Here is a 20,044-nt window from a genome sequence, read left to right on the forward strand (position 1 = left end):
AAATATCCAAAAAATTTTTTATAAGCATAATTTTTTTTGAAAATTATTTCGATTACTTTCATAACTTGTTCATTCCTAAATTACATATTTTATTATTATTGAAATTTTTGTATTTTAATTATAATTATTTCGAGTTAGATTTATTTTCTTATGTTTATCGATCATGTATGTTTCTAAACAATTTTGCAGAATTGCCGATAAATGAAATTAAATTTCCCATTTTGGGTATGAGTTTTCTACAAAGCAGATATGAACAACATTAGAAGGGATAATATATGTTTGTAATCATAGGTGTTGTACTTGTTTTCGGAGCTTTGCTGGGTGGATTTATGATTTCGGGTGGTAATCCACTCTCCCTGATTGTACCCGGCGAATTTATCATCATATTAGGTGTTGCTACTGGTTCGTTAGTTATTGCTAATCCACTCCCTGTTATCAAACAAATCATCGCTGCTGTTCTTGCCACTCTAAAGCCTCCGAAAGTAAGCAAAGCAGCCTACTTAGACTTGCTCAAAATGCTTTATGAACTATTCCAATTTGCTAAACGCGAAGGTTTAATCGCTCTTGAACAACACGTTGAAAACCCCGAATCAAGTTCCATTATCTCTAAATATCCAACTTTTCTTGCAAATCATCACGCTGTCGATTTCCTTTGCGATACTCTGAAAGTTGTGCTTTCTGGTGGTGTCCCCGCCCACGATTTAGAAGAATTAATGGATATGGACCTTGAGGCTCTTCACGAAGAAGAATTTGTTATCCCTGGTGCTCTCCAAACTTTTGCCGACGCTTTCCCAGGCATCGGTATCGTTGCTGCTGTGCTTGGTATCATCGTTACAATGGGTTCGATTAATGAAGGTGCCGAAGCTGTTGGTCATCACGTTGCTGGTGCTCTTGTGGGAACATTCCTTGGTGTGTTGATGTCTTACGGTATTGTTGGTCCTATCTCTTCGCTGGTTGGGAAAACTTTGGCTAAAGAAGCTAAGTATTTGCTTTCAATCAAAGCGGCGCTTCTCTCTTTCGCCAAAGGTGCTCCTGCAACTGTTGCTATTGAGTACGGTCGCCGTGCTATCGATCCTGAATTCCGCCCAACTTTCAAAGAAACAGAAGAAAACTTGAAGCGTTAATCCATCGAGGTTTGTATGTCGTCTGATGAACAACAAGGTCATAAAGAACAACCTATAATAATAAAAAAGGTTAAAAAAGGTGGACACGGAGGGCATCACGGTGGTGCGTGGAAAGTTGCTTATGCTGACTTCGTTACCGCAATGATGGCATTCTTTATCGTTATGTGGATTCTTGCTTCGAGCGAAGAAGTCAAGCAAGCTGTTGCATCTTATTTTCAGGAACCCGGTGCTTTTAATTTCCTCACCGGCAAAAGAACCGTTCCTGTTGATTTGAATTTGTACCCCGAAAGAAAAAAAGGTGATGGCGAAGGTAAAGGCAAAGGGGAATTCGTTATTTCTTTCCAACCTACTAAACCTGATACAATAAAAGCCGAAGAACTCTTTAAAGCTCTTAATGACAGTATCTCAGCAGCAAAACGCGTTGAAGTTACTGGTGATAATATTAAAAAACTTCTCGAAAGTGAACTTTCTGCTAAACCTGAAATCAAAGATATTATTTCTTCAATCAAAATTGAAATGACAAAAGAAGGTCTTCGCATTGAACTTATTGAAACAAGCGAATCCTTGTTTTTCGAAGTCGGTAGCAGCACTCTCAAAAGAGAAGCTGTGGATCTCCTTCGCAAGTTAGCTCTGGAAATTGGTAAACTCCCGAATAATGTCGAAATCGAAGGACACACAGATAGCCGGGCATATCGTGGCAAATCGCTCTATACTAACTGGGAACTTTCCGCTGACCGTGCAAATTCCGCTCGTCGGGTATTAGAATCTTCCGGGCTCTGGCAAGGACAAATCGTCAAAGTTACTGGCTTTGCCGATAGAAAACTTCGTAACCCCGAAAATCCTTTTGATGTAACAAATAGACGTGTTAGTATTTTAATTAAGCAGATGTCTACCGACCAATTTATGTCATTAGCAGGAGAAACAAAAAATGAGTAGTAAAATCTCAATTCTTGTTGTAGATGATGAAAAAGCAATTCTTTTAACTTTCGAGAAGTTGCTCGCTAAGACTTTCCCGGATATTGTAGTTTATACTGCTGAAAATGGCAAAGAAGCTTGGGATATAGTATCTGTTCATCATCCGAATATTATTATCTCTGATATAAATATGCCAGTTATGGATGGCTTCCAGTTGTTGATCAAAGTTCGTTCCAACCCCGAATACAATGATATTTTCTTTATTCTACTAACTGGTAATACAGAAGTTAGCGAGCGAATCAAAGCATTGGATAAAGGTGCAGATGAATTTATCACCAAACCTGTCGTCTCTGTTGCATTGGAAGCCCGTATTCGTGCTGCTTTGCGTATTGTTCGTCTTCAGCAACAAATGAAAGAAGAAAATCAGTTATTAGTTGAACTTGCCGAAGAATTAGAAAAAGATATTCACGATATGGCTCTGCTTGCCGTAAAATTTATGCAGGCTCGCATCCCAACTTCTCAGGAAATGCTTAGCCGTGTGGCTGACTCATCTGTTTGGATTGCTCGCCAACTCGGCAAATTTACTGACGATGAAATTCGCGATATTGAAATTGCTGCTCTGCTCTCGCAAGCCGGACGAATGACCTTGCCCGACCATTTGCTCCAGCAACCTATAATGATTGATGGCAATCCTACCGACCCAATTATGATGCAAGTTCCAAATGCTGCTCGTGAAATTGTCTCCGGTGTTCGGCGATTTGCTGATATTGGCAAAATTCTTTATTCACTTTATGAAAATTTTGATGGTAGCGGTTTTCCTCAACGACTCCAATCTTGGCAAATCCCTTTTGCTTCGAGAATTATCCGTGCTGCTCTCGACTATGAAGAAGTTAAAGCCAGAACCGGCAAAAAAGGTTCCGATATTATTAACATTATGAAAAATCAATCTAATAGGCTATACGATCCTCGCGTTGTAATTCTATTGGAACAATACATCTATACTTACGAAAAAGAACTTCAAAATCCAAATGAAGTGCCTGTTCTGCTTTCCGATCTCAAAGAAGGTATGATTTTGGCAAGAGAAATTGTTACCGAAAAAAATCTGAAACTTTTGCCTGCAGGTGCTGTTCTCAAAAAGCCTATTATCGATAGAATTATCGCTCACAATACTACCGACCCGATTTTAGGTAATATTTATGTGAAAAAATCATCTATCCAATAATGTGGGATCTAAAAAATAAAACTGCTATTATCACCGGTGCCTCGCAAGGTATCGGTTTTGCTATTTTAAAGGAATTCCTTTCGCTTGGGGCTCAGTGTATTGCAGTTGCTCGCAACAAGCGAGAAATTGAATCGCTCGAAAATCAGTTTCCTGATACTTCCCGTTATTATAGCTACGATTTATCTGCAAAAAAATCACGTTTAGAATTCATTGAATTTATCAAGTCTAATTACAAAGAGGTTAATGTTCTTGTAAATAACGTTGGCTCTAATATTCGTCGCTCTACTTGTGATTATTCAGATGAAGAAATTGATTTCCTTTTTCAGATTAACTATTTTTCATCTTTGGAGCTATCAAAAGGGCTTCACCAACTTCTCAGAAATTCAGGAAATGCCTCGATAATTAATATTTCTTCAATTTCAGCAAGTAGAATAGTGCGTTCAGGTGCAATCTATGCTTCTGCAAAAGCAGCTCTGTCTCACTTGACGCGTTATCTTGCTGTTGAATGGGCTTCTGAGAATATTAGGGTTAATGCTATCGAACCCTGGTATATTGATACTCCACTTGTTAGCCCTATTCTCAATGATAATGAACGTATTAGCAAAATTATCGACCAAACCCCGCAGAAACGAATCGGACTTCCACACGAAGTTGCTTCTGCTGTTGCGTTCTTAGCAATGGATGCTTCCTCGTATATTACTGGTCAGGTTATAGCTGTCGATGGAGGTGCTTCTTGTTTGCTTTTATAAGTTTTTCTTCCATTATAGATTACTTTGCCAATCAATCCGGCACATTTAATACTATTATCCTATTTCTTGTGATTGGCTTTTTCATTTCTCTTATCAAAAAATTAATCAAACTTGCGATTTACATTTGTATTCTAATAATTTTAATAATAGTTATCGACAAATTATTAAATTTGTATTTGTTTGTATCTTAATTTTTTAGGAATATTATGGCTTATAAAATTGGAGTTATAGGGACAGGTTATGTTGGGCTTGTGTCTGGTACTTGCTTTGCAGCAACAGGCAATTTTGTTACCTGCGTGGATATAGATCAGGAAAAAGTTAATAAATTACGCCAAGGCATCTGCCCGATTTTCGAACCCGGTCTCGATAGATTACTTGTGCAGAATATTCAGGAAGAACGACTTTTTTTCACAACCAATTTGGAAGAAACTGTTGAAAATTCTCAAATTATTTTCCTTTGCCTTCCCACTCCTCCAAATGAAGATGGCTCAGCAGATTTGCATCACGTTTTAGATGTTGCAGAAAAAATTGGAATAATTATTCGCGACAAAAAAATTAATGATAAAAAAATTATCGTAAACAAAAGCACCGTCCCTGTCGGAACTGCCCAGAAAGTCCGTGATATTCTCATTAAATACATCCCTGAAAGCTTATTCGAAGTTGTTAGCAACCCTGAATTTCTGCGCGAAGGCTTAGCTGTTGAAGATGCTATGAAACCAGAACGTGTTGTCGTTGGCACTCGTAGCAAATGGGCAGAAGAAATTATGATTGAGCTCTACAAACCATTTGTTCGCACTGGCAACCCTATTATTATTATGGATGAGAAAAGTGCAGAAGTTACCAAATACGCCGCTAATGCTTTTCTTGCAACAAAAATTTCATTTATGAATGATCTGTCTGCTTACTGCGAAAAAGTCGGTGCCGATATCGACAAAATTCGTTTTGGGCTTGGCACTGATAGCCGTATCGGCAAAATGTTCCTTTTTGCTGGCATTGGATATGGCGGTTCCTGCTTCCCTAAAGATGTCCGTGCTCTGATTTATTCTGCCGAAGAGCACAACCAACCTCTTAGAATTGTTAAGGCAACTATGGAAGTTAATGAATCTCAAATCAAACGCTTCTTCGGCAAAATTAAAAATAGATTTGGCGAACTCTCTTCGCTCAAATTCGCTATTTGGGGACTTGCCTTCAAGCCTAATACTGATGATGTTCGCGAAGCACCTGCCTTCAAACTTATAGATATGCTACTTGCTGAGGGAGCCACCGTCAATGTTCACGACCCGGAAGCATTAGAAAATACTCGTCGCCACTTCGGTGATAAAATTAATTATTTCAATAAAATGTACGATGCTATTCAGGATTGCGATGCTCTTATCGTTGTTACTGAATGGAATCAGTTTAGAACACCTGATTTCAACTTAATTGCCTCCAAATTAAAAAATAAAATTATCTTCGATGGTCGCAACCTATACTCGCTCGATAATATGTCCGAGTTAGGTTTTGAATATTACAGTATCGGTCGCAAAGATATTCGTTAAGAGAATCTGTATGGAACCCAAAATATCTGTCTGTATTATTGCAAAAAATGAAGAAAAAATGCTGGGCGACTGCCTCGATTCAGTTCGTCCTATTGCTTATGAAATTATTGTTGTCGATACTGGGTCTGTCGATGATACTGTAAAAATTGCTCTTTCAAAAGGTGCTAAAGTTATTCGTTCGCAGTGGCAAAATGATTTTTCTTTCTCTCGTAATATTTCTCTCAAAGAAGCTACGGGTGATTTTATCTTGGTGATTGATGCAGACGAGCGTCTTCAAAATCCCCAAACACTTCTCGATACTGTTCGCAATGCAGAACCAACCGATGGAGGTTGGCTTGTGCAATTGCTTTCAACTGTCGATGTCAGGTCCAACATTATTCAATCTCATATTTCTTACGTGCTTCGTCTTTTCCGTAATAATCCAAACTTTTTTTTCGAAGGTGTTATCCACGAACAAGTTCTCTATTCGATTTTAAAACAAAATTATAAAGTTAAAAATTGCTCTGTCCAGCTTCTTCATCTTGGCTATGATTTAGACCCGGAAAAGCTTAGATTAAAGCAGCTTCGAAATCTCGAACTTCTCAATATTGCACTTGCGAAAGAACCCAACAACCCATATAACCTTACCCAACGTGCCCACACTTACGTTGCTCTTGGCAGAAAGGAAGAAGCACATCAGGATTATTTGCGTGCCTTAGAGATTGTCCCAAAAACAAACAAACTTAGAATTCGTATCTTGGGCAATGGAGCGATGAATGCCTACAAAATGGGCAATAAAGAGCTTTCTTTCCGCTGGGCTTTAGAATCTTATGAAACTGTTCCTAACCAATCATTAGCTAATTTTATTCTTGCTGAATTATATTTCGAAAAACAGCAATACCGACAGGCACTTACGCACTATTTGAAAATGCGCGAAGTCCATCAACAACAAGAAAAGGATTTCTTTGCTATTCTTGCTGGTGATTACTTTATTCCGCTCGACCATCTTGCCTATAAGATTGGCAGATGCTATTTCTTGATGAATGATTACCAAAACGCAAGCGAAGAATATGACCTTGCTTTCAAGCTTAATCCAAAAAATGAACTCGGACTTATCGGCTTAGCTAATATCGCTTTTGTGCTGGGTAAATACGACCAATCCAGGCAACTCCTCGAATTTGCTCTTAAAATCAATCCAAATCAAACAGCTATTTATGATTTTCTGAATAAAGTTGAAAATGCAATTAAAAGCGAAATACAATCAGATTTTTCGAAAAATACAACCATTCCAACCGAGAACCAGTCTGTTGCAAGCGCAGTGCAGCCACCACCTGCTCCGTCTCTTTTTGAAAGTGTGAATAATTTTGGCAGGCAAGCCACTTTGTCCGTTTGTATGATTGTAAAAAATGAAGAAGATATGCTGGCTGCTTGTCTCGATAGCGTCAAAGATGTTGCAGATGAAATTATCATTACCGATACAGGTTCCACCGATAGGACTATCGAGATAGCCCGAAGCTATGGTGCAAAATTGTTCCAGATGGAATGGAAAGACGATTTTTCTGCTGCACGAAATAATTCACTTATGAATTGCTCTTGCGATTGGGTGCTTTATATCGATGCAGACGAACGCCTTACCCCTGAAAGTCAAAAAAACATCAAACGCTACATCAGTCAGGCTTTGCCTGATATCGGTGCTTTTATTTGCACAATTGAAAGCGACCACAATTACCTTGACGGTAATTCCGAAGTTCACCGTGGTGGCTATCCTCGATTATTCCGTAATTTGGGATATCCAAAAGTAAAATTTGTTGGTCGGGTTCACGAACAAATTTCGCCATCATTGATTGAGGCAGGCTACACTTTCGCTATCTCTGATTTGAAAATTATGCATCTTGGGTATAACGTCTCTCGCGAGGAAATGGAAGAAAAAGTTCGTCGCAACTACAGAATGCTGATTGCTCACGTGCAGGAAGAACCTCTGAATGGCTATGCGTGGTTTCAGCTTGGGCAGACTCTTTCACAAATGCAGCTGTTTCGTGAGGCAGAAGAAGCAATCCGCTTCTCAATTAAATGTGGTGATTTATCAAAAACTATTTATTCCTCAGCGGCAGCAGCACTCTCTCAGATAAGTGGTCGCCGTGGCGATTTCAATGAAGCACTTCGCTGGGCGGATGCAGCTCTGGAAAAATCACCAAATCAGATTTACGGTATTACCTTAAAAGCGTTTGCTCTACTTAATCTAAATCGTGCCGCCGAAGCAATCCCTTACTTTGAACAAGCTCTTCAAATGCTCAAACAATCTGAAAAATACTTTACTTTTGGCAGCCCTGCTTTCGATATTGATATTTCAGAAGATGTGCTTCTGAAAGGGCTTGCTTCTGCTAAGCAAAAAATTAATTACAGGGAAAATTAATTCGTTCACAATAATTCTTTGAATAAAAAAAGCTGTCTCAAATCTATGAGACAGCCTTTTTATTTCCGGAATATTCTGAACAACTATTTTATGTAGCTCATTCCTACTTCTAATGCTTTAATATTCAGCGGTATTAATTTCTGATAACGCTCAAATACTTTCTCTAATGCTTTGTGTATGTTTTCGACAGCAACGCAATTTGTTTTCTTCAAAAAAGCACCGAGCATAACCATATTCAATACTTTTGTATTTTGTAGTTTGATGGCTTCTTCACTTCCTTGCACAGGAATGATGTTAATATCAGTCCGTGTTGGTGGATTAAGTATATTCGCACTATCGTAAATCAAATTGCCACCTTTCTTCACTCTCGACTCAAATTTATCAACTGATGGCTGATTGAGTGCAACTACTGTATCATACATTGAAATAATTGGCGAACTTATCGCTGAATCAGATACAATTGTAATACAGTTTGCTGTTCCACCACGCATTTCAGGACCATACGATGGCATCCAGCATACCTCTTTTCCTTCAATCATTCCGGCATAAGCAAGGATTTGTCCCATTGAAAGAACACCTTGTCCACCGAACCCCGCAAATAATGCTTCTTGTGTCATACTACTTCACCTCCGGGACTTTAATGTCGCCTAATTTATAGAATGCTAACATTTTATCTTCTATGTATTGGTTTGCTTGTGCTGGTGTCATTCTCCAGTTTGATGGGCAGTTCGAAACTATTTCCACCAAACACAAACCTAATTCTTTCTTCTGATATTCTAACGCCTGACGCAATGCTTTCTTTGCCTTACGCACATTTGCTGGCTTGTGAACTGATTGGCGTGTAATGTAAGCAACGCCCGGAAGCGGAGCAAGCAATTCGGAAATCTTCAATGGATAACCTTGTGTCTTAACATCACGTCCGTGAGGGCTTGTTGTTGATACCATACCTTCCAACGTAGTTGGTGCCATCTGCCCGCTTGTCATTCCATAAATACCGTTATTGATGAAAATAATTAAAATATTTTCACCGCGATTAGCTGCATGAATTGTTTCGCCTGTGCCTATTGCAGCTAAGTCTCCATCACCTTGATATGAGAAAACATACTTATCCGGTTGCACACGCTTAATTCCGGTTGCAACTGCACAAGCACGCCCGTGGGCTGCTTGCTGCATATCTACTCCCATATAATGATATGCAAAAACAGAACAACCAACCGGTGCTACACCAATTGTTTCATTTTCAATGCCCATTTCTTCTACTACTTCCATAAAAATCTTGTGCACTGTACTGTGTCCACAGCCAGGACAATAGTGAAATGGCTCTGGAAGCAAAGTAGAAGGCTTGCGATATACTAAATTTTCATCTGTGCAAATCTCTGGGCGGAATTTTGCTGTTTCTATATTATTGCTCATTATGCTTCTCCTTTAATAAACAATTTTTCGAAATTCTCTACTATTTCTTCCGGAGAAGGTATCATTCCTCCCATTCTTCCGTAATATTCTACACGAGTTTTCCCACATACTGATAATTTTACGTCTTCTACCATCTGTCCTGCATTCATTTCTACATCTAAAATCCCTTTAATTTTTCCAGCTACCGATTCATAAGCTTTCTTCGGGAATGGGAATAATGTAATTGGGCGAATTAATCCGACCTTGTATCCTTTCTCTCTCAAAATATCCATTGCCTTACGGCAAATTCTTGCTCCAAGACCATAACCCGTCAAAATATATTCTGCATCTTCTAAATTGAATGCTTCGTAACGAACTTCAGCATCCTCAATTTGCTTATATTTTGCTTGAAGATGTTTGTTTATCTCTTCCATTTTTTCAGGCTGTATATGAAGCGATGTAATATAGCGACGCTCCTTATCTTTTGGTTTGCCTGTTGTTGCCCAATCCGGAAACTCTGTCTTACGAGGCATTTGGTCAAATATCTCAACCTTTTCCATCATCTGACCAATCGCTCCGTCGGCAAGTATCATCACCGGATTGCGATATTTCTCTGCCAAATCAAACGATAATCTTACAAAATCAACCATTTCCTGTACTGACGATGGTGCAAGCACAATTAATCTATAATCACCGTGCCCACCACCTTTTACTGCCTGAAAATAATCAGCTTGTGATGGTTGAATTGTGCCAAGCCCCGGTCCCCCACGTACAACATTTGCTAATACACAAGGTAATTCCGCACTCGCAATATAAGAAAGACCCTCCTGCATCAAACTAATACCCGGACTGGATGAGGTTGTCATTACACGACGACCGCAAGCAGCAGCACCGTAAATCATATTGATAGCTGCTACTTCGCTCTCTGCCTGCAATACAACCATTCCTGTTCTTTGTGTTGCATCTTTAGATAAATATTCCAATACTTCCGATTGTGGGGTGATTGGATAACCAAAATAAGCATCGCAGCCCGCTCTTATCATCGCTTCTGCTAATGCTTCATTGCCTTTCATTAATTTTATTTCGCCCATTTTAACTCCTTTTTACCTCCAAATTATTCATTAGGCGGATTTTTCAATTTTTCTATATACTGTTATTACTGCATCAGGACAAATTATCGCACAACTTGCGCAGCCTGTGCAGTTACTATTTACTGTTACTATGTATTGATAGCCCTTCTTGTTGATTTTGTTCGTCAGCGACAAAACCTCCTCCGGGCAAGCTTCAATGCAAAGCGAACATCCTTTGCATTTCTCAATGTCGATGATAATCTCACCAAGTGCTTTTGCCATTTCTTTTATCCTTTTTTGTTAGAAATAACGCCATTGTTTTTTAAAACAATGTTTTATAAGTTACGAAATTTACAAAAAAGTGTTTGAGTTTCAAAATTTTTGAATCAAAAAAATTACTATTTTTCAAATACTTACATAAAATCTTTATTTAGGCTGGACTAAACGGGAAGTTTTTATCGATAATTAATTGTTTCTCTGTATATTCTCTCATACATCGGAACTATTTTTTCTGCTTCGTATTCTCTTTTAGCAAATTCAACTGCTTTTTCCGAAAATATCTTCCATTTGTTCTTGTTTCTAATCAATTCTATGGCATATCTCGCCATCCGCGAAACATCTCCGATCTCTGCTATATATCCATTTTCGTTGTGTTTGACAACCTCAGGTATTCCTCCCACGCTCGATGCAACAACCGGCACTCCGCAAGCCATCGCTTCGAGTGCCGACAGACCAAAACTTTCCGACTGACTTGGCAATAGAAACACATCTGCACACGATAGCAACTCTATGATTGCATTTTGCTTTCCCAAAAATTTAACATTATTGTGCAATCCTAACTCATATGCTAATTTTTCAGTTTCACTCTTTTCGGGTCCATCACCAATTAATATCAATTTTGCGGCTATTCCTTGTTCGAGTATCTCTTTTAGTACCCTTATTGTGTCCGGCACCCGTTTGACTGGTCGGAAATTTGATATATGCATAAGAATTGCTTCTCCATTAGGTGCAAATGTCTTTTTCAGGTTACAACTTTCAATTCTTTTGTATATTTTTGTATCAATAAAATTTGGGATATGGTGGATTTCATTTTCTATTTGGAATTGCTGAATGGTTTTATCTTTTAAATATCGCGAAACAGCTGTAACTGCATCTGATTGCTCTATTGAATATTTGACTATTGGCGAAAATGCCGGTTCAAGCCCTATCAGTGTAATATCCGTACCGTGCAATGTCGTTACTAATTTTACATTGCTCTTTGTTGCTATTTGCTTACTCAATATTCCACTAACTGCGTGCGGTATAGCGTAATGAACGTGAATTATATCGAGTTTTTCATACTTAAGCACATCAAGTATTTTTCCAGTCAATGCCAATGTGTAAAGATGAAATTCAAACAGTGGGTAATGTGGTATCTCAACCTCGTGAAAAAAAATGTTTTCCCTGAATCTATCCAGTCGAATTGGATTCGCATAGCTGATAAAATGCACTTCCCAGCCGCGTTCTGCAAGAGCTTCCCCAAGCTCTGTTGCTACTATTCCGCTTCCGCCATATGTGGGATAACAAACCATTCCTATTTTCATAATTTTACCCGTTTGTAATATGAGCAAAGAATTCTACTATACAATTGCAAAACCATTTCGGGCTGAACAAAAAATTAAAGGCTCGAAATTCATCGCTTCAGTTGCAAGCGTTTCAAGCCGCGACGAAGCACTCCTTTTTTTAGAGCAAATCCGTAGTGAATATTTCGATGCCACACATAACTGCTTCGCATATCGATTGGGTGCCGATGGACTGGATATTCGTTTCGGCGACGATGGCGAACCAAATGGCTCCGCTGGCAAACCAATCTTGTTCTCTATCAAAAAATTTGATTTTAGCGACATTATCGTTGTTGTTACTCGTTATTTCGGTGGCACAAAACTCGGTATCGGTGGTCTTTCTCGTGCTTATTCTTCAACTACTGAACTTGCACTCTCCCAGTGTGAGAAAAAAATCATTCATATTACTACTGCCATCAGAGTGCTTTGCTCCTATGAAGACGTCTCCACTATAAAAAAATTGATTAACGAATTTGCAGTTTCTGCCACTGAAGACTACAAAGATTCAGTCGAGTTTATTGTTCACATCCACCAGTCCAAAATAGACGAATTCGAACGAAAAGTCATCTCATCGACAAACGGACGTTCAGGCGTTTTTCCGGTGTAATATCCAGTTTCTCTATCATAAATAACAAAGAGGCTGTGCTTCTCACTGCACAGCCTCTTCCACAATTTAGCAAAATCAATAATCTTATTCTTTTATTCCGAAATATTTGTTCCAGATTTCCAATTGTTTAGTTGTTAGTATTGATTTTACATTTTCAAGGAATGCATCGTGGCAATCTTTCAAGCCCTGACGAGCTATTGCAATGTCTTCGTTAGTTTCCATTGCAGTGCGTGTTTCTTCACGTAACTGTTTTAGTGCTTGCATTGCCTGTTCTCTCGTAATTTCGCCAGCTTTAAGTTGCTCCATAATTTGGCGGCGTTGAGCATTTGCATTCTCAATTATTGCACGTTGAGCTTCACGAAGCATTTGACGATATTCTTTAATACAATCTTCAAGTTCTCGTGCGAAAATCTTTACTTGTTCTCTTTGTACAGAGTCAAGTTCCAGCATACGTAAAAGAACACCAATCCTGAATTGTCCGTTATTTGGTTCTGGCTTTGGAGGCATTTCGCCGTTTGGTCCTTTATCTTTGCCATCAGACGGTGGCATAAGCATCTTATCATATACGTTCTGAAGTGTGAAATCTGTTGTTAAGCTTGCTTCAGAAAGTTCACCTACCATTGCATCAGGAGAAACAAGCACCATTGAATAATCCATACCATTGTCCACTGGCTCAACTGGATTATCTTTTTGGCATGCTGCTATTCCAAGCATAGCTGCTAAAATTGCTACAACATAAATGTTGCGGAATAATTTGTTTTTCATAGTAACCTCAAAATAATGTTGAACGGAATTCTAACCTTTTGACTAAATTACACTCAATTGGTTTAACCGTTTCAAAAAAATTAAAAAAAATTTGATTATTGATTTTTATATCTTAAATACTTAATTTTGTGTAGTGATAAAGCCAATTTAGCTCAGTGGTAGAGCAGCTCACTCGTAATGAGCAGGTCAGGGGTTCAAGTCCCCTAATTGGCTCAAAAAAAAAGCAGGCTAACCTTAGCCTGCTTTTTTATCAAAATTAAGTATTTTATAGATACGCACACCAGAAATACGTCAAATACGAGAAGAATTGATAATTAATCTGATATATTCCTATTGGAATAGCGGCGAAAACTAATATTACTATTATCCCGATTCCATAAACTAATACAGATGGTTTATCGAAAACAACCGCAGTTGCTTTCAATATTCTTGCAATAACCCATAACTTAATTATTAAAAACAGTATAACTGCTATTATCGCAACCGTATTATTTATTTCAAGTAAACGAATGAGCGGAATTGCAAACGGAAGCAATGCAACAAACGGAGCACTTGCCCAAACCGATATTATCAAACAATCAGAAAAATATATCCTTGCTCGCGAAAAGAAAGCAAATATTTTTATTACTATCGAGATTACAAATAATACAATAAAACTAATCAATGCAACAATAAATAGCGAAACTTCGGGCATCCAGATCATCTTGTATATTATTTCTTGCCAAAAACTTGATGGGCAAGCAAGCATTACCATAAATTGTATAATATCATAATTTCTATAATAAAATAGAAGTGATGTTACAAACATTCCTATCGTAAACGATACAATTAGAGCAAGTATTACAGTTTGAAATGATGGAATAATCCTTTGGTCTCGTATATCCGAATAAAAATTATATGGTCTCAGTATTGCACGAGTGAGATATTCCCGAAAACGCCGGAAACGATTAATAAAAAATAACAATACAACTAACAATATAAAACCAAATATTATGAAACTGACCAAAGTTTCACCCGAATAACTTCCCGCATTTATCAATGGTTCTTTTTCGTCATTGAATAAAGCTTGCAACATTGAATATGAAAAACGTGGCTTATTTGTTACGTCCGTAATTCCTGTTGTCAAAATTGATGAATGATAATTGTCTGTTCCTAAATATGGATGATTAAGCTCGTAATCGTTGAATGAATTAATTACAACACCAAATGAACCGTTCTGAAAAGATAAGTTATACAGACTTTTAATATAAAAAGCTTGATGTTCATTTGAATATGGGTCAGAATATCCGTTGTGGTTGTGCTCATTGACTGGAACACCAAAGCACGTTATAAAAGGTTTGTTGTTACTTCTTTGAATAATATCTCTCAAAATACGAGATTGGCTCAAAATTGAATTTTCTTTCTTTAGATTGATTCCAATGAAATCAAAATTGTCCGAATTGACAATCTTTTCATCAGAATTAATAAACTTATAATATAAATAATTCCCATTCGAAGTGACAATAGATTTTATATTGGAAGCGAATTCATTCGGGAAACTTGCCTCGCAAATCCCATCAGAGAAGCCGAATGCAAAAGTTGAAGCGTAATTCTGCTTGAAGTATGTAAGTAATTTGCTTTGATTTTTGATATATACTTTAAATTCGTCGCGTTCCAATAGTTTGTTCGGTATCGCATATACTGGCAAATCAAGTAGCATCAGCAATCCGTATTTATCACATAAATACGCAAAATACGGATGAGGTGGATTAAATTTGAAACGTATCGCATTAGCTCCAAGCGTCTTTATCATTCTTATGTTTTCTTCCATTCTCCATAGTGATAAACTTTGCCCCGATGAGATATGATAATCAATATAACTTACAGCTTTCAGTGGAATATGATTGCCATTGAGAATAAAATTTGACTTATCATTTCTTGTTACAGCTATATCGCGAAGCCCGAAATTTGTTGCAAAATTGTCCACTGTTCTTCCCAATTGAACAAGATTTGCCTGAATTTGGTACAAATTTGGATTTGAAGGTGACCATAAAGATGGTGCTGTAATATTAAATTTCACATCTACATCAATTGTTCTTTCCGCCTCAATCGAAATCTGTCGTGGCTCTCCGATGGCAATTGTCTCGCCAGTCCCAGTTTTTACAATCTTTGTTTCGAGCAGAAAATTTGCCTTATTTTTCGATTCCAAATATTCGCCTGAACTACTCTGCAATTTTGAAATTAATTCGAAATTAGCAGAAGAAACAGAAATAGTTGCGTTTATATTTGCTTGCGAATAATTATGCGACAGAGAGTAATTTGTATTAATGTCACTTATCCAAACTGGTGGGTTACCAATTAAAAAAGCTTCACGCACCAATCCGTTGTATCGCTTCCTTGCATAAATATAATGCTCAAAAACAGTTTTAATTATATCATTTGGAACTAAAAAAGTAATTCTTATCTCGTTTTCTCCTGCTTCCAAAGCCTTCGGTGGAATTTTAACCCATATCGGAGCCATCGAGCTGATAAAGCGTCCCAGAAATTGCCCATTTATCGAAATTTCTGCTTGATGATTAAATCCTAAAAAAAACAATTGCCAACTTAGTGATTCTTGCTGAGATTTTTCAATACGTACTTTCCTCACTAATGTGATTTTTTCTAAAATAACATCTGAATAAGGTATATGGACATTTTCCCAGTTTATACCATCTGCAGATTTTTCCCATTGACCGTTCAAGGGGATTATGTATCGCGTGTCTGAATTTAGTATTGTTTTTATTTCACTTTGGGATAAATTTTTTGCATTTATTGAAGTATTTATAAATATTAGAGATAGGAGAATAATAAAAAATTGAATGTTTCTATACATATAAACACCGAAGTATTTAAAAATACACAAAAATAAAAAATAAAAATAATCAAAAACGGAGTGAAAAAAAAGTATAAATATAAACCAAATCGATTGCCACCTGTCTCAACCAACAAAAAAGAAAGAGGTTGCCTCTTCTGGGGCAACCTCTTTTGAATATTATATACTACAAATTACTTTAATTTTGGCATATCTCTGAGAACATCAGCGATTTTTGGAGCAGAAATTTCTGTTAATTCGTAGTAAACACGTGTGTTTGGCTTGTTAATTTTAATGAAGCGTGCAAGATTAATCGGAGTACCGATAACAACAGAGTCGCACTCAACATTGTTAATCGTAGCTTCAAGATCAGCCATTTGTTGTTTGCCATATCCCATTGCCGGAAGCAATACACCGATTTCTGGATAAATTTCAAATGTTTCTGCAATTTTTCCAACAACATAAGGACGAGGATCAACAAAATCAGCAGCACCATAGCGACGAGCTGCTACCATTCCTGCTCCGTGATCCATTTCGCCGTGTGTTAATGTTGGACCATCTTCAACTACCAATACATTCTTGCCTTTGATAACTTCTGGCTTTTCAACCATAATTGATGATGCTGCAAGAATAATATGTGCTTTCGGATTATATTCGCGAACATTATCTAATACTTCTTCAATATCTTCCGGATATGCAGAATCAACTTTGTTTACTACGATTACATCAGCCATACGAAGGTTTACTTCACCGGGATAGTAGCTGATTTCGTGACCAGGACGTAATGGATCTACTACTACGATATTTAAATCTGGCTGATAGAATGGCATATCATTGTTACCACCGTCCCAAACTATTACGTCAGCTTCTTTTTCTGCTTCACGTAAAATTGCTTCATAATCTACACCAGCATAAATTACCGAACCCATTGCGATATGTGGTTCGTATTCTTCCATTTCTTCGATTGTGCAGTTGTGCTTGTCTAAATCTTCAATCGAAGCAAAGCGCTGAACTTTCTGAGCTTCCAAATCACCATAAGGCATTGGATGGCGAACAGATACTACTTTTTTGCCCATTGCTATCAATTGGCGAACTACTTCTCTTGTTGTCTGGCTCTTTCCACAGCCAGTGCGAACTGCACAAATCGAAATAACTGGTTTTGTTGATTTAATCATTGTTGGATATGAACCCATCATTGAGAATTTTGCACCAGCTGCCATTACGCGTGAACCAATGTGCATTACTTTATCATAAGGAAGGTCGCTGTATGATAATACGCATTCATCTACATTATATTCTTTGATTAATTTTTCTAAGTCTGCTTCATCAAAAATTGGAATTCCATTTGGATAAAGTTTGCCTGCTAATGATGCAGGATATTTACGACCATCAATATCCGGAATTTGAGCTGCTGTAAAAGCAACTACTTCATACATTTCATTGTCGCGATACATCGTGTTGAAATTGTGAAAATCACGACCTGCAGCACCAATGATAATTACACGTTGTTTTTTCATAAAATCTCCTGATTAATTGTAAAATTATTTAAAAAAATTATCCTAAATTTTCATTTAATACTTTTTCAATTGTCGAAACAGCCCAATCAATTTCCTCTTTTGTAATTACAAGAGGTGGAGCTATTCTGATAATAGTTTCGTGTGTATCTTTGCAGAGCATTCCTTCTTCCATCAATCTTACGCAATATGGACGTGCCTTTGTGTTCAACACAAGACCTATCCACAAGCCACGACCGCGAACCATATTGATTTTTGGGTTGTTTATTGCGCGAAGCTTATTGATAAAGTATTCGCCCATTTCTGCAGAACGCTCAATCATTTTTTCTTCTATCAATACATCTAATGCACGAATCGCTACCGCTGCTGCAAGTGGATTGCCCCCAAAAGTCGAACCGTGTTGTCCCGGCTTTATTACAAGCATAATATGTTTATCAGCCAAAACTCCCGATACTGGATAGAATCCGCCAGAAAGTGCTTTGCCTACAATTACTATATCCGGGCGAACACCTTCATAATAATGTGCAAATAGCTTTCCTGCACGACCAAGTCCAGCTTGAATTTCGTCGCAAATAAACAAAATATTGTTTTCACGGCAAATCTGTTCTACTGCTTTCAAATATCCTTCTGGTGGAATTACAACTCCGCCTTCGCCTTGAATTGGCTCGATAAGTATTCCAACTGTATTCTTTGAAATCTTGGACTTCAAATCCTCAATATTACCATATTCATGCATTGGGAAAGCTTCTTTGCAATACGGACCGTATCCATAAAATGAATCCGGGTCGTCAGAAAATCCTACAATTGTCGTTGTTCTTCCATGGAAATTTCCGGTTGCTACAATAATTTCAGCTTTGTCTTTTTCGACGCCTTTCACGTCATATCCCCAACGACGTGCAAGTTTAATCGCTGTTTCTACTGCTTCAGCACCTGAATTCATCGGCAAAAACATATCATAGCCAGTCAGCTCATGCATTTTCTTATAGAGCATAGGCAATTTGTCGTTACGGAATGCACGACTTGTGAGTGTTACTTTGTTTACTTGCTCCAGAAAAGCTTCTTTAATTTTTGGATGGCAATGTCCTTGATTAACTGCTGAATAAGCAGCAAGGCAATCCAAATACTTTTTCCCTTCCACATCGTACACAAAGCAACCTTCGGCTCTTTCTACAACTACATCTAACGGATGATAATTGTGAGCTCCATATTCATTCTCAATAGCAATGTAATCTTGTGTTTTCAATGTAATTCTCCAATTAATTAATAAAATGTATTAATTTATAAGTTGTTTATTTCAATTTTTTGAGGTAAAAAAATCAAATAGGAGCATCTGTTGAATAGTGTTTGAATCGCAAAATCTTTCCTGCCCGTGATGCAGGAACTGCAAATGGGCTTTTGCTTGTTTTGCCATTCAAATAAGAATAGTTGGTTATATGTAAATCGATTTTATACATATACTTTTTCAAAAGTATATGCAAATATACAAAAATATAATCACATAAAAAATATGTTTCTACTATGAAAAAAAGATTAATAATTATTTAATTTTGAAAGCAATTCGTTCATTTTACAAGGATAATTCGTTCCTATTGCATTTACTTCCGACTTTATCGCAAGTTCAAAATCTTCCTCGCTATCTGTATTGTATACTCCCCAAATAATTCTGCTCTTGCTTATATCTTCTCTGATTTTGTCATTTATTTCATCCACCGAGCAAATGTATGCATCTATTGCGAAGTTTGCTTGTATCTCCGAGGGCAAAATGTTGTCCCCGGGAATTTTTATCGCCGCTATATGTGCAGATGGATATTCCTGCTTGATTGTTTTCAAAATATTGTAATCAAAAGAAGCTAAAACAGATGAGGCTATAAAATTGTGCTTCTCTAATGTTTTCAGAATTATTTTTGCCGTTTTTAACGTTTCAAGGTTAGGCTTAATTTCTAAGCCTAAAAAGCCTCGGCCCTTTATCAATTCAATTAATTCATCTAATAGCGGTATTTTTTCATTTTCATACTCTTTTTTGAACCAAATACCAGCTGAAAGATTTCTTAGTTCATTATAAGTATATTCTGCTATCAGACCAGTTCCCGAGACTGTTCGTCCCAACTCGTCATCGTGAAATACAATAGGAATATTATCCTTTGTAATTTGAACGTCAGCTTCTACGACCTTCGCACCACAAGCTATTGCCTGACGAAAGGCTTCTAATGTATTTTCAGGAGCGTTCCCCGATGCTCCACGATGGGCTGCTATAAATCTATTGTTCTTCTCAACAAACTCTTTTAGTGTCATATCCTCTATTTATCCAATATGCAATTATCAAAA

The 20,044-nt window shown here is 37.5% G+C and carries 18 protein-coding genes and 1 tRNA gene; 8 read left to right on the top strand and 11 right to left on the bottom strand.

Going from position 1 to position 20,044, the window contains the following annotated elements; all coding sequences use genetic code 11:
* Positions 1-275 precede the first annotated feature (275 nt).
* The 6 genes from motA (at position 276) to ACY2LT_RS09195 (ending at position 7,940) form a co-directional block, all read left to right on the top strand.
* Positions 276-1,124, top strand: coding sequence for a flagellar motor stator protein MotA (gene motA / locus ACY2LT_RS09170; RefSeq protein ID WP_491815294.1), 849 nt, complete (start codon positions 276-278; stop codon positions 1,122-1,124).
* A 15-nt stretch (positions 1,125-1,139) separates the two neighbouring features.
* Complete coding sequence (locus ACY2LT_RS09175; protein ID WP_491815295.1) at positions 1,140-2,060, top strand: flagellar motor protein MotB; 921 nt, start codon at positions 1,140-1,142, stop codon at positions 2,058-2,060.
* Positions 2,053-3,261: a response regulator gene (locus tag ACY2LT_RS09180; RefSeq protein ID WP_491815296.1), complete on the top strand. Its 1,209-nt coding sequence runs from the start codon at positions 2,053-2,055 to the stop codon at positions 3,259-3,261. The genes ACY2LT_RS09175 and ACY2LT_RS09180 overlap by 8 nt, the downstream gene beginning before the upstream one ends.
* Complete coding sequence (locus tag ACY2LT_RS09185; RefSeq protein ID WP_491815298.1) at positions 3,261-4,010, top strand: SDR family oxidoreductase; 750 nt, start codon at positions 3,261-3,263, stop codon at positions 4,008-4,010. The genes ACY2LT_RS09180 and ACY2LT_RS09185 overlap by 1 nt, the downstream gene beginning before the upstream one ends.
* A 206-nt stretch (positions 4,011-4,216) precedes the next feature.
* A complete protein-coding gene (locus ACY2LT_RS09190; protein ID WP_491815299.1) occupies positions 4,217-5,548 on the top strand; it encodes a UDP-glucose dehydrogenase family protein in 1,332 nt (443 codons plus the stop codon).
* A gap of 10 nt (positions 5,549-5,558) precedes the next feature.
* Positions 5,559-7,940: a glycosyltransferase gene (locus ACY2LT_RS09195; protein WP_491815301.1), complete on the top strand. Its 2,382-nt coding sequence runs from the start codon at positions 5,559-5,561 to the stop codon at positions 7,938-7,940.
* A gap of 83 nt (positions 7,941-8,023) precedes the next feature.
* Here ACY2LT_RS09195 and ACY2LT_RS09200 read toward each other — a convergent pair whose 3' ends face one another.
* From ACY2LT_RS09200 to bshA, 5 genes are all read right to left on the bottom strand, one after another.
* Entirely contained in the window at positions 8,024-8,557 is a 534-nt protein-coding gene (locus ACY2LT_RS09200; RefSeq protein WP_491815303.1) for a 2-oxoacid:ferredoxin oxidoreductase subunit gamma family protein, read from the bottom strand.
* A gap of 1 nt (position 8,558) precedes the next feature.
* Entirely contained in the window at positions 8,559-9,353 is a 795-nt protein-coding gene (locus ACY2LT_RS09205; protein ID WP_491815304.1) for a thiamine pyrophosphate-dependent enzyme, read from the bottom strand.
* Positions 9,353-10,423: a 3-methyl-2-oxobutanoate dehydrogenase subunit VorB gene (locus tag ACY2LT_RS09210; protein ID WP_491815305.1), complete on the bottom strand. Its 1,071-nt coding sequence runs from the start codon at positions 10,421-10,423 to the stop codon at positions 9,353-9,355. The genes ACY2LT_RS09205 and ACY2LT_RS09210 overlap by 1 nt, the downstream gene beginning before the upstream one ends.
* Positions 10,424-10,453: 30 nt before the next feature.
* Positions 10,454-10,684 carry a 4Fe-4S dicluster domain-containing protein gene (locus ACY2LT_RS09215; protein ID WP_491815306.1) on the bottom strand — a complete coding sequence of 77 codons (231 nt, stop codon included), beginning with the start codon at positions 10,682-10,684 and terminating at the stop codon, positions 10,454-10,456.
* Between the two features lie 173 nt (positions 10,685-10,857).
* The gene (gene bshA / locus ACY2LT_RS09220; protein WP_491815307.1) at positions 10,858-11,985 is read right to left on the bottom strand and encodes an N-acetyl-alpha-D-glucosaminyl L-malate synthase BshA; all 1,128 of its coding nucleotides are present in this window, start codon (positions 11,983-11,985) and stop codon (positions 10,858-10,860) included.
* 19 nt (positions 11,986-12,004) lie between these two features.
* Between bshA and ACY2LT_RS09225 the strand changes: the two genes are divergently transcribed.
* Positions 12,005-12,610, top strand: a complete 606-nt coding sequence (locus ACY2LT_RS09225; RefSeq protein ID WP_491815308.1) for an IMPACT family protein — start codon at positions 12,005-12,007, stop codon at positions 12,608-12,610.
* Between the two features lie 84 nt (positions 12,611-12,694).
* On the opposite strand, the gene ACY2LT_RS09230 is transcribed toward ACY2LT_RS09225, so the two are convergent.
* Complete coding sequence (locus ACY2LT_RS09230) at positions 12,695-13,375, bottom strand: F0F1 ATP synthase subunit B family protein (protein ID WP_491815310.1); 681 nt, start codon at positions 13,373-13,375, stop codon at positions 12,695-12,697.
* 141 nt (positions 13,376-13,516) lie between these two features.
* Here ACY2LT_RS09230 and ACY2LT_RS09235 point away from each other — a divergent pair.
* Positions 13,517-13,588: transfer RNA gene (locus ACY2LT_RS09235), tRNA-Thr, on the top strand.
* A gap of 52 nt (positions 13,589-13,640) precedes the next feature.
* On the opposite strand, the gene ACY2LT_RS09240 is transcribed toward ACY2LT_RS09235, so the two are convergent.
* The 5 genes from ACY2LT_RS09240 to ACY2LT_RS09260 all read right to left on the bottom strand — a co-directional run bounded on the left by ACY2LT_RS09240 (position 13,641) and on the right by ACY2LT_RS09260 (position 20,011).
* Positions 13,641-16,226, bottom strand: a complete 2,586-nt coding sequence (locus ACY2LT_RS09240) for a glycoside hydrolase family 2 TIM barrel-domain containing protein (RefSeq protein WP_491815311.1) — start codon at positions 16,224-16,226, stop codon at positions 13,641-13,643.
* 173 nt (positions 16,227-16,399) lie between these two features.
* Complete coding sequence (locus ACY2LT_RS09245; protein ID WP_491815312.1) at positions 16,400-17,722, bottom strand: cyclic 2,3-diphosphoglycerate synthase; 1,323 nt, start codon at positions 17,720-17,722, stop codon at positions 16,400-16,402.
* A 37-nt stretch (positions 17,723-17,759) separates the two neighbouring features.
* Positions 17,760-18,962 carry an ornithine--oxo-acid transaminase gene (gene rocD, locus ACY2LT_RS09250; protein ID WP_491815313.1) on the bottom strand — a complete coding sequence of 401 codons (1,203 nt, stop codon included), beginning with the start codon at positions 18,960-18,962 and terminating at the stop codon, positions 17,760-17,762.
* 73 nt (positions 18,963-19,035) lie between these two features.
* On the bottom strand, positions 19,036-19,173 hold the full coding sequence (locus ACY2LT_RS09255; RefSeq protein ID WP_491815314.1) for a hypothetical protein: 138 nt from the start codon (positions 19,171-19,173) through the stop codon (positions 19,036-19,038).
* 76 nt (positions 19,174-19,249) lie between these two features.
* Complete coding sequence (locus tag ACY2LT_RS09260; protein WP_491815315.1) at positions 19,250-20,011, bottom strand: glycerophosphodiester phosphodiesterase; 762 nt, start codon at positions 20,009-20,011, stop codon at positions 19,250-19,252.
* Between the last annotated feature and the right edge of the window lie 33 nt (positions 20,012-20,044).

It is taken from the genome of Eximiradius proteiniborus, assembly GCF_058546985.1.